The 11,191-nt window shown below is 40.4% G+C and carries 9 protein-coding genes and 2 riboswitches; of the genes, 5 read left to right on the forward strand and 4 right to left on the reverse strand.

Features of this window, described 5'->3' with window-relative positions; translation table 11 throughout:
* Positions 1 to 78: 78 nt before the first annotated feature.
* The gene (locus tag EP737_RS24240; RefSeq protein WP_129731849.1) at positions 79 to 2,004 is read right to left on the reverse strand and encodes an ABC-F family ATP-binding cassette domain-containing protein; all 1,926 of its coding nucleotides are present in this window, start codon (positions 2,002 to 2,004) and stop codon (positions 79 to 81) included.
* A gap of 194 nt (positions 2,005 to 2,198) precedes the next feature.
* Between EP737_RS24240 and EP737_RS24245 the strand changes: the two genes are divergently transcribed.
* Positions 2,199 to 2,828, forward strand: a complete 630-nt coding sequence (locus EP737_RS24245; RefSeq protein ID WP_129731851.1) for a redox-sensing transcriptional repressor Rex — start codon at positions 2,199 to 2,201, stop codon at positions 2,826 to 2,828.
* A 27-nt stretch (positions 2,829 to 2,855) separates the two neighbouring features.
* On the opposite strand, the gene EP737_RS24250 is transcribed toward EP737_RS24245, so the two are convergent.
* Together EP737_RS24250 and EP737_RS24255 are read right to left on the reverse strand one after the other, a co-directional pair.
* On the reverse strand, positions 2,856 to 3,062 hold the full coding sequence (locus EP737_RS24250; RefSeq protein WP_129731853.1) for a YdiK family protein: 207 nt from the start codon (positions 3,060 to 3,062) through the stop codon (positions 2,856 to 2,858).
* Positions 3,063 to 3,064: 2 nt separating this feature from the next.
* Positions 3,065 to 3,799 (reverse strand): CPBP family intramembrane glutamic endopeptidase, encoded by a 735-nt coding sequence (locus EP737_RS24255; protein ID WP_129731855.1) that lies wholly within the window; start codon positions 3,797 to 3,799, stop codon positions 3,065 to 3,067.
* Between the two features lie 314 nt (positions 3,800 to 4,113).
* Here EP737_RS24255 and groES point away from each other — a divergent pair, with 314 nt between their 5' ends.
* The 4 genes from groES (at position 4,114) to EP737_RS24275 (ending at position 9,819) form a co-directional block, all read left to right on the forward strand.
* Positions 4,114 to 4,398 carry a co-chaperone GroES gene (gene groES / locus EP737_RS24260; RefSeq protein ID WP_129731857.1) on the forward strand — a complete coding sequence of 95 codons (285 nt, stop codon included), beginning with the start codon at positions 4,114 to 4,116 and terminating at the stop codon, positions 4,396 to 4,398.
* Positions 4,399 to 4,441: 43 nt separating this feature from the next.
* On the forward strand, positions 4,442 to 6,079 hold the full coding sequence (groL, locus tag EP737_RS24265; RefSeq protein ID WP_129731859.1) for a chaperonin GroEL: 1,638 nt from the start codon (positions 4,442 to 4,444) through the stop codon (positions 6,077 to 6,079).
* Between the two features lie 353 nt (positions 6,080 to 6,432).
* Positions 6,433 to 6,535: riboswitch (purine riboswitch) on the forward strand.
* A 127-nt stretch (positions 6,536 to 6,662) separates the two neighbouring features.
* Positions 6,663 to 8,201, forward strand: a complete 1,539-nt coding sequence (gene guaA / locus EP737_RS24270; protein WP_165350913.1) for a glutamine-hydrolyzing GMP synthase — start codon at positions 6,663 to 6,665, stop codon at positions 8,199 to 8,201.
* Positions 8,202 to 8,287: 86 nt separating this feature from the next.
* Positions 8,288 to 8,389, forward strand: a riboswitch (purine riboswitch).
* Between the two features lie 104 nt (positions 8,390 to 8,493).
* Positions 8,494 to 9,819 carry an NCS2 family permease gene (locus EP737_RS24275; RefSeq protein ID WP_129731863.1) on the forward strand — a complete coding sequence of 442 codons (1,326 nt, stop codon included), beginning with the start codon at positions 8,494 to 8,496 and terminating at the stop codon, positions 9,817 to 9,819.
* 153 nt (positions 9,820 to 9,972) lie between these two features.
* Here the strand turns inward: EP737_RS24275 and EP737_RS24280 are convergent, their stop codons facing one another.
* Positions 9,973 to 10,650, reverse strand: a complete 678-nt coding sequence (locus EP737_RS24280) for a C39 family peptidase (protein ID WP_165350914.1) — start codon at positions 10,648 to 10,650, stop codon at positions 9,973 to 9,975.
* Between the last annotated feature and the right edge of the window lie 541 nt (positions 10,651 to 11,191).

Below are 11,191 nucleotides of genomic sequence, written 5' to 3' on the forward strand. Positions count from 1 at the left end.
TAATAAAAAAGTCAGTGAAGCACTGACTTTTTTATTATGACTGGGTCATGTTGGTTCTTGGCAGGACACCGTCTAAACTTATTCTTGTAGGTTCTCCCACTCGGCCATATCAAGCTCAAGCTGCTCTTGCAGGGCTTGCTTTTCTGCATTGATTTGCTGAACCTGTTCATAATCTTGAAACACCTCGGGAAGACAGAGCTTTTCTTCTAATGCTGCAATTTGCTCTTCCCACTCCATAATGCGTGCCTCAAGCTCTTCAATCTTCCGGACTCGTTGTCGCTCCAGCTTTTTTCGCTCTTTATCCTCAAGATAGGTTCGTTTTTCTACTGTTTGCTCAACCTTAGCTGGCTGCCTTTGTTCCTCTTGCTGTAGTTGTGCCCGCTCTAACATTTCCGCTTTCTTTTGTACATAATAGTCATAGTCACCTAGATACTCCTCTGAGCCCTCCCTTGACAGCTCAATCACCTTTGTAGCTACACGATTGATAAAATAACGGTCATGGGAAACAAATAAAAGGGTGCCAGGAAAATCGATTAAGGCATTCTCTAATATTTCTTTACTATTTAAATCCAGATGGTTTGTCGGCTCATCCAAGATTAGAAAGTTTGATCTTTGCATCATAAGTTTAGCGAGGGCGACACGAGCCTTTTCGCCACCGCTTAACGAAGAGACGGGCTTTAATACATCATCTCCAGAAAATAAAAAGTTGCCGAGAACTGTACGAATTTCTTTTTCCGGTTTTAGCGGAAATTCATCCCATAGCTCATCCAGAACACGTTTGGAGGAGGTCAAGTTTGCTTGTTCCTGATCATAGTAGCCAACCGTAACATTTGAACCAAAGGAAATCGTTCCTTGCAGCGGCTTCAGCCGTTCGATAATGGATTTTAGAAGCGTTGATTTTCCAATTCCGTTCGGTCCAACAAGAGCGATGCTGTCCCCTCGTGTAAGATGCATATGAATATGCTGAGCGATGGCTTCGTTTGCATATCCTATTTTTAAATCTTTCACCTTTAGCACATCATTTCCGCTTTGCCGGTCAATATCAAAGTGAAAGGAAGCCGATTTTTCATCGCCGAGAGGTCTTTCCATTAAGTCCATTCGTTCAAGCTGTTTTCGTCTGCTTTGCGCCCGTTTGGTTGTAGAAGCACGAGCGATATTTCGTTGGATGAAATCCTGTATTTTTGATACTTCTTCCTGCTGCTTTTCATAGCGTTTCATCTCCAGTTCATAGGAGGCAGCTTTTTCTTCTAAATATTTACTATAATTTCCTGTGAATTTTTTACTTTGCTTATTGGAAATTTCGTATACCTGTGTTACAAGACGATCCAAGAAATAGCGATCATGTGAAACAATTAAGATTGCTCCGGGATAGCCCTGTAAATACTGCTCTAACCATGTAAGTGTCTCAATATCAAGATGGTTTGTCGGTTCATCCAGAATAAGTAAATCTGGTTTTGTAAGCAGCATCTTGCCGAGAGCGAGCCTCGTTTTCTGCCCGCCGCTTAAGGTAGAGATGACTGTGCCGTGCGTTTCGATCGGAAAGCCCAGCCCGCTCAATATAGAACGAATATCTGCTTCATATTGATAGCCTCCCTTTTCTTTATACGTTTGCTGTAATCTGTCATAATCGGAAAGCAGTTTATTGTAGCGCGTTTCATCAGTAAATACTTCCTCGCGTCCCATCTCTTGCTCTAGCCGGCGGATTTCCCGCTCGGTTGCTTGCAGCTCAGCGAATACGGTAATCATTTCCTCCCAAATGGTTAAGGAAGTTTCTAATCCAGTATTCTGGGCTAGATATCCCATTGTTACATCCTTTGGCTTGATGATTTCTCCTCCATCATACGATAGCTCGCCGGCAATGATTTTTAAAAGCGTAGATTTACCCGCACCGTTGCGGCCGACAAGCGCAACGCGGTCACGTGTTTGTACCTCTAGCTTTATATTTGATAGAATTACATCAGCGCCATACTGCTTTACCAATCCATTCACTTGTAGTAGTATCAATGCAATCACCTCTAGTTCGTCTCTCTTACATAAAACTTATGTTTTTCAATATAACTAAAAATAGTGTATAGTTTAAATTGAGTGACATAGTCTAGTTCTATTATACAAAGAAAGCTTTAGATGAATAAACTTCTACAAATTTATTCTAATAACATATAAAATGGAGTAGGGAGAAGCGAGAAGGGGGAACATCTATGGAGCAGCCGAAGATTCCGCAGGCAACTGCGAAACGATTGCCTTTATACTACAGGTTTATTAAAAATTTATCACTTTCTGGTAAGCAGCGTGTTTCATCAGCTGAGCTGAGTGAGGCAGTGAAGGTAGATTCCGCTACGATTCGAAGAGATTTTTCCTATTTTGGCGCATTAGGAAAAAAAGGATACGGCTATAATGTAAATTATCTTTTATCATTTTTTAGTCAAACACTCGATCAGGACGATGTAATTGGGGTTATTTTAATTGGGGTTGGGAATTTAGGAACCGCTTTCTTAAACTATAATTTCACGAAAAATAATAATACAAGGATTCAGATGGCATTTGATGTAGACACAGGAAAAATCGGGTCAACGATTGCGGATATCCCTGTTTATCATCTAGATGAACTAGAAGAGAGACTTACGGATGATATTAAGGTAGCAATTTTAACGGTGCCTTCTCATGTAGCGCAGTCAGTAACAGATCGATTGGCGAAAACTGCAATAGAAGGTATATTGAATTTTACGCCGGCTCGGATTGATGTTCCAGAGCATATTCGTATTCATCATATTGATTTGGCAGTGGAATTGCAGACGCTTGTCTACTTCCTCAAGCATTATCCAAAATAAAAAAAACGCGGCAGATGTCCCGCGTTTTTATTTTTTAGGCGTTTTTAGCTTTCGCAGCCTGATATTCAGAAGGATGAGCCTTAAGGCTAGTCCAAAATCGAATGTTGCCATAACAATTAAAAGCAGCGTATAAAAGTTCCAAATCGTAGTCTCCACACTTGTCACGGCTAAGTATGTGAAAACAGAACCGAGAACAAAATATAGTGTGGCCATAAACAGTGGTGAGCTTCGCATAATTAAAATCCTCCGATAAATGCTTGCAGTTTTTCAGCTTTTTGCATCATTCGCTCTATGTCGTCTTTAAATACAAGATTTATAAGTACAACAAAGGTATTCATCATCACATGAGCTGTGATAGGAACAATAATTCTTTGTGTTCGTACATATAGAAAGGCAAACACAATCCCCATGGACATATAAATGAGTAAATGGGAGAAATCCAAATGAACGGCAGCGAAGATTAAGGAGCTGATAATTGCCGCAACCAAAAAGTTATAACGTTTATAGAGTGTTCCAAATAAAATTTTTCTAAAAACAATTTCCTCGAGTACAGGCGCCAACACAGATGTTACAAGAATGAACCAAGGTGTGGCAGCTGCAATTTCAATGAGCTGTTCTGTGTTTTCGGAACCAGGTTCAATACCGAATACTTTCATTTCAATCATTCCTGCAATCGTCTGTGCGAAGAAGGCCAAGAAGACCCCTGTTATCATCCAAACGACTGTTGTAGCCGCATTTGATTTTTGGTCATTTGTGCTAATCTGCCCCCGGTCTTTTCTCAAAAGCCATAGAATAATGAGAAGGGCCGTGAGAAAGCTGATAATAGCCCAATGTCCGGAAGCTATCTGGAGCTTCGCCTCGCGTTCATACTGATTATACCATCCTGTTTTAATTAAAAGTGGTAGTCCGATTGCGCCGGATAGCTGCATTGCAATATATGTAACAATGATCCAGCCGTAGCGTTTATTCAAATTACATAACCCCTTTTTTGCTATAAATTTTCGTTTGTAAAAAGGAAAACAGAGTTTTGTATCGAAAACAATTTATGGTATGTGTCTCATTGTAACATAGAATACGGTTGGAACACGAAGGGAATGTTTTCGAAGCGATTGGATATACTGTGTGAGGGTCAGGATAAGCAAAACAATGGTTGTTTTCACAAATTTTGTGAGTTTTTTGCTTGCAAAAGAAAAATGGATTCATTATTATAATAAGTGTGTTAGCACTCGTTGATATCGAGTGCTAATAAGATAAAACTTATATACTTATTGAGGAGGTTATTTTCATGCTAAAGCCATTAGGTGATCGCGTTGTGATTGAACTCGTTGAAGCAGAAGAAAAAACTGCAAGCGGTATCGTTTTACCAGGTACTGCACAAGAAAAGCCGCAAGAGGGAAAAATTGTGGCAGTCGGCACAGGTCGTGTTCTTGAAAACGGTGAGCGCGTAGCTTTAGAAGTAGCTGTAGGCGACCGTATTATCTTCTCAAAATACGCTGGTACTGAAGTGAAGTACGAAGGCACAGAATACTTAATTTTACGTGAAAGCGACATTTTAGCGGTAATCGGCTAATTTTATACATTTTTACTAAACAACTATTAGGAGGTCATGAAACATGGCAAAGGATATTAAGTTCAGTGAAGATGCTCGTCGCGCGATGCTTCGCGGTGTAGATACTCTTGCAAATGCGGTAAAGGTTACACTTGGCCCAAAAGGACGTAATGTTGTATTAGAGAAGAAGTTCGGTTCTCCGCTAATTACAAATGACGGTGTAACAATTGCAAAAGAAATCGAATTAGAAGATGCATTTGAAAACATGGGTGCAAAGCTTGTTGCGGAAGTAGCTAGCAAAACGAATGATGTAGCAGGTGACGGTACAACAACTGCGACTGTACTTGCGCAAGCTATGATTCGTGAAGGCTTGAAAAACGTAACAGCTGGTGCAAACCCAATGGGTCTTCGCAAAGGAATTGAAAAAGCTGTTACAGCTGCGGTTGCCGAATTAAAAGCAATTTCTAAGCCAATTGAAGGCAAATCTTCGATTGCACAAGTAGCTGCGATTTCTGCTGCTGACGAAGAAGTAGGACAATTGATTGCTGAAGCGATGGAGCGTGTAGGCAATGATGGTGTTATTACACTAGAAGAATCTAAAGGCTTCACAACAGAATTAGATGTAGTAGAAGGTATGCAATTTGACCGCGGCTACGCTTCTCCTTACATGATTACAGATTCTGAGAAAATGGAAGCTGTTTTAGACAATCCATATATCTTAATTACAGATAAGAAAATCACTAGCATTCAAGAGATTCTTCCTGTATTAGAGCAAGTGGTACAACAAGGTCGTCCATTGCTTTTAATCTCTGAGGATGTAGAAGGTGAAGCATTAGCTACATTAGTAGTTAACAAACTTCGCGGAACATTTAATGCAGTAGCTGTTAAGGCTCCAGGCTTTGGTGATCGCCGTAAAGCGATGCTAGAGGATGTTGCAATCCTAACAGGCGGTGAAGTAATCACTGAAGAATTAGGCCGTGATTTAAAATCTGCAACAATTACATCTTTAGGACGTGCAGCAAAGGTAGTTGTTACAAAAGAGAACACTACAATTGTTGAAGGTGCGGGAAGCCAAGATGCAATTGCAGCGCGTATCAACCAAATTCGTGCGCAGCATGAAGAGTCTACTTCTGAATTTGACCGTGAGAAATTACAAGAGCGTCTTGCTAAGCTAGCAGGCGGTGTAGCGGTAATTAAAGTTGGTGCGGCTACAGAAACAGAATTAAAAGAACGCAAACTTCGCATTGAAGATGCTTTAAACTCTACGCGTGCAGCAGTAGAAGAAGGTATCGTAGCAGGCGGTGGTACTGCGTTGATGAACGTATACAGCAAGGTTGCAGCAATTAATGCAGCTGGTGATGAAGCTACAGGTGTAAGCATCGTTCTTCGTGCTTTAGAAGAGCCTGTACGCCAAATCGCAATTAATGCAGGTCTAGAAGGATCTGTAGTAGTAGAGCGCTTAAAGCATGCGGCAGTTGGAACAGGTTTCAACGCAGCTACTGGCGAATGGGTGAACATGATCGAGTCTGGTATCGTTGACCCTACAAAAGTAACTCGTTCTGCTCTTCAAAACGCAGCATCCGTTGCGGCTATGTTCTTAACAACAGAAGCTGTTGTGGCTGACAAGCCAGAAGAGAAAGGTGCTGGAATGCCTGACATGGGCGGCATGGGCGGCATGGGTGGAATGGGCGGCATGATGTAATATCTGCTCGCAAAAAGAACCATCTTCGTTAAAACGAAGATGGTTCTTTTGTTTGGTTAATTTACACTGTAAGAAAGTATAAATTTCTAGCTGGAAGACAATTCGACGTAGCGAGAAATGTTAGGAATACAGTATCAGTAGGGCTACGCCTCTGTCTTCGCTCGGGGAGCAGAACTTTCCAGCCGGCGAGTCTTCTTTATTTATTTTAAGGAGTAAACGCTTTCGACTCAGTTTTTTATAAAAGGTAAACATTGTCATATGAAAAACGAGGAAATGTTAGGAAAAAGCCTAAAATCTCTCTTGAATTCTGCTAGTTCTCTCTTGACCGTGGTTATATTTCGTTGTTACAATCGAAAAGGACATAAAAGCACCTTCATATATACTCAGCGATATGGGCTGAGAGTCTCTACCGGGTTACCGTAATATAACTCGACTATGAAGGCAGGTATTCTACTTTTTTAAAGAACGGGTATATTCTTTAGGAAGCTAGAATTCTGCCTTTTCTTATTTTGAGGCAGAATTTTGGCTTTTTTTGTACTGTTTTTGAAACTGCTTAGGCAGAATAAACGTTGAGGTGATGAATTTGAGTAAACAGCATGATTTCATCGTAGTATTAGATTTCGGAAGCCAATATAATCAATTGATTGCGCGTCGTATTCGTGAATTTGGTGTGTACAGCGAGCTTCATCCACATACATTGACAGCTGAAGAGATTAAAAAAATGAATCCAAAGGGAATCATTTTCTCTGGCGGCCCGAACAGTGTATATGGCGATCAAGCTTTCCGTTGTGATGAAGCGATTTTTGAGTTAGGTTTACCAATTTTAGGTGTTTGCTACGGTATGCAGCTAATGACAAAACATTTAGGCGGTAAGGTAGAGCGTGCAGAGCATCGTGAGTATGGAAAGGCTGTTTTAGAAGTAAAAAATGAATCCAAGCTTTACAGCAATCTTCCTAGCGAGCAGGTTGTTTGGATGAGCCACGGAGATTTAGTAACGGGCTTGCCGGAGGGCTTTGTTGTTGATGCAACGAGTGCATCGTGCCCGATTGCTGCTATGAGCAATGAAGCGCGTGGATTTTATGGCGTACAATTTCACCCGGAGGTTCGTCATTCCGAATACGGTAATGATCTGTTGAAAAACTTCGTATTTGAGGTTTGCGGCTGCAGCGAAGGCTGGAACATGGGTAACTTTATTGAAACAGAATTGCAAAAAATTCGTGAGACAGTAGGCGACAAAAAGGTACTCTGTGCATTAAGCGGCGGTGTAGACTCTTCTGTTGTAGCGGTATTAATTCATAAAGCGATCGGTGATCAATTAACATGTATTTTCGTAGACCATGGCTTGCTTCGTAAAGGAGAGGCTGAGGGTGTAATGAAGACGTTCAGCGAAGGCTTCCATATGAACGTAATTAAAGTAGATGCACAGGAACGCTTCTTAAGCAAGTTAGTGGGTGTTACAGACCCAGAACAAAAACGAAAAATTATCGGAAATGAATTTATCTATGTGTTCGATGATGAGGCATCCAAACTGCAAGGAATGGATTTCTTGGCACAAGGAACATTGTATACAGATATTATTGAGAGTGGAACGGCAACTGCACAAACAATTAAATCACATCACAATGTAGGCGGTCTTCCTGAAGATATGCAATTTACATTAATTGAGCCATTAAAAACATTGTTTAAGGATGAAGTACGTGCGCTTGGTACGGAGCTTGGTATTCCAGATGAGATTGTATGGCGTCAACCATTCCCAGGTCCTGGTCTAGGAATTCGTGTATTGGGTGAAGTAACAGCTGAAAAGTTAGAGATTGTTCGTGAATCCGATGCAATTTTACGTGAAGAAATTACGAATGCTGGACTTGAACGTGAAGTTTGGCAATATTTCACAGCGTTACCTGGCATGAAAAGTGTAGGGGTAATGGGAGATGAAAGAACATACGATTATACAGTAGGAATTCGCGCGGTTACATCTATTGATGGGATGACTGCTGACTGGGCTCGTATTCCTTGGGATGTATTAGAGAAAATCTCTGTGCGGATTGTAAATGAAGTTAAGCATGTAAACCGTATTGTGTACGATATTACAAGTAAACCGCCTGCAACAATTGAATGGGAATAAATTCCGAACGAAAACGAACATTTATTTATAAATGTTCGTTTTTTTATTGACAATAATTTATACGGAAAGTAAAATGGTAAGGTATTTTATTCATATATAAAAGCCATCGTATAATATTGGGGATATGGCCCAAAAGTTTCTACCTAGCCGCCGTAAATGGCTAGACTACGAGGTGCTGGGACGAAAATTCTTGTTTTTGTCCTCGACGCCTCCATCTAAGTATGGAGGCATTTTTTGTTGGCCCTGTTTAGGGAATAATACAAAAAACATCTTGTAATATGGAGGGAAAGTAATGAAACGCTATTTTCAATTTGAGGAGCTTGGCACGAATTATAAAAGAGAGTTCATTGCCGGCTTAACGACGTTTTTATCGATGGCTTATATTTTGTTTGTTAACCCTGCTACTTTATCTTTAAGCAGCGTTAAGGGTCTTCCTGCGGGAATGGGTATGGACCCGGGAGCTGTATTTGTAGCAACTGCATTAGCTGCAGCTGTGGGTTCCTTAATTATGGGTATTTTCGCTCGTTATCCAATTGCCTTAGCTCCTGGTATGGGGATTAATGCATTTTTTGCTTATACAGTTATCTTAACAATGGGAATTCCTTGGCAAACTGCTATTGCCGGTACGCTGGTTTCTGGTCTTGTATTTATCGTGTTAACAGCTACAGGTCTTCGTGAAAAGATCATTAATGCAATTCCTGTTGAATTAAAGCACGCAGTTGCTGCAGGTATTGGTTTGTTTATTGCATTTATCGGATTCCAAGGTGCAGGTATTATTGTTAATAATGATGCAACACTTGTAGGTTTAGGTGATTTTACAAAAGGTTCTACTTTACTTGCGATTTTTGGAGTTGTTTTAACAGTTATTCTTATGACAAGGAAGATTAACGGTGCTGTGTTCTATGGTATGGTTATCACAGCTGCTGTCGGCGTGGCGACAGGATTAATCGATGCTCCAAAACAAGTAATTGGGGCGGTTCCAAGTCTTGCACCAACATTTGGTGTAGCACTAGCGCATATCGGTGATATCTTTACTGCGAAAATGATTTTGGTTGTTTTAACATTCTTCTTTATTGATTTCTTTGATACAGCAGGTACGTTAGTTGCGGTAGCTAATCAAGCTGGCTTGATGAAAGACAACAGGCTTCCTCGTGCAGGTAAGGCTATGTTTGCGGATGCAGCTGCAACAACAATTGGAGCAGTATTTGGTACATCTACGACAACAGCTTATATTGAGTCTTCCGCAGGCGTAGCAGCTGGTGGACGTTCAGGATTTACAGCAGTTGTAACTGCGTGCTTCTTCCTTTTAGCACTTCTATTTTCACCATTGCTTAGTGTTGTTACTGCAGCAGTAACTGCTCCAGCTCTTATTATTGTTGGTATCCTTATGGTATCTTCTTTAGGTGAAATTGATTGGAAGAAATTCGAAGTGGCAGTTCCTGCATTCTTCACATTAATTACAATGCCTCTTAGCTACAGCATTGCAACTGGTATTGCAATTGGCTTTATCTTCTATCCAATTACAATGGCTGTAAAAGGACGTGGAAGAGAAGTCCACCCAATTATGTATGCAATGGCAGTGATTTTCGCACTGTATTTCATTTTTGTTAGAGAATAACTAAAAAGCGATGCTCAGCATCGCTTTTTTCGCACTTGTAAGAAGGTATAAATTCTCAAACAGAAACGAGTTCGGTATAGCAGAAATTTTTAAGAATAAAGTGTAACTATACTTCTGTCTTCATCTAACGGCTCGCCAATCAGCGAGCTTTCTCTATTTATAAGTAATCGCTTGCCTTCCGTACTGTTCCCAGCCGCGGATGAAGGAAGCAAGCGGAACCCTTCTATTTTTTATATTGGCAAGAGGGTCATTGAAATAAACGTATTGATTATCATACCCAGTCAAAAGAGCACTATGTTCCTTATAGGTAATAGAGACTGGACCTTGCGGTGTTTGCCAAGTTCGCCAATACCGTGCGGGAACTCTTTCGAAGGTGCTTGTTGAAAGGATCCATACTGGTTTTTGCTGTCCGAGGTGAAACAGCACCGTTTCAAATGAAGATCCAGTTATATTGATAGCTCGACCTTGTAAGTATCGATTGGCCAATTCATATACAGGGCCATGAAATACACCAAAACCAGGCCGTGACATAGTTGTCATGCTTCCAACAAATCCTCTGTTGGGATTTCCAAAATAAACGGTTTGCCCAATCCTTCTATAGGGTGTAGGATCTTTTTTTATTTCTTTCGCTAAAGTTAACTTATTGACATGAATTCCCTTATAATGCAGCAGCATAGCTAAACTTGTGACCTCACAACCCCTTGGAAGCTCTGGCATTTGCGATATAAGGGGAACATCCAACAAAACGGAGGGAGGGTGAGACAGAGAAGGAACAGCCTCACTTTTGGATGGTTTATCTAACATAAGAGACCAAATGTTAAGTGTGTCCATGTGTGGCTTCTGATATGAAGCTAATGGACAAGCGGGTTTATACATAAGTGTTATGCATAAAACTAAGATGACGATCCATTTTCTATATGAATTCAATACTGTTTCACTCCAGTCATCGTTGGTTTTATCAAATAATAGGCAAGAACATCCCTTCCTTCGGCCAACAGAAGTCCCTCTTGTAGGAAAGGGGTGTGGGCGAGTGGGTGATGGGTAGTTCAGTAATATTAGTTTTTGTATGAAAAGAATGTTTCTTTCGAATTGGCAATTGGCGTTTTGTCCCCACGTCTACCAGATTTATCAATGGATAAATAGAGGCTAACAGTTATATGTTATTTTGATTGGAGAGCATTCGTTGATAATTTTTAAAAAGGTTATTGACGAATCATATAGAAAAGAGTATTATAAGAAACATCGCTTCTAACAAAACAAAGAAAACAAAAAAGATTGTTGACATGTTTTTTAGGATATGATAAATTATTGAAGTCGCATTGAGCGATAACATAGTTCTTTGAAAACTGAACAAAACACAAAACGTCAATGT

Origin of the sequence: Ectobacillus funiculus (assembly GCF_004138295.1) — a bacterium.
GTDB classification, from domain to species: Bacteria; Bacillota; Bacilli; order Bacillales; family Bacillaceae_G; genus Ectobacillus; species Ectobacillus funiculus.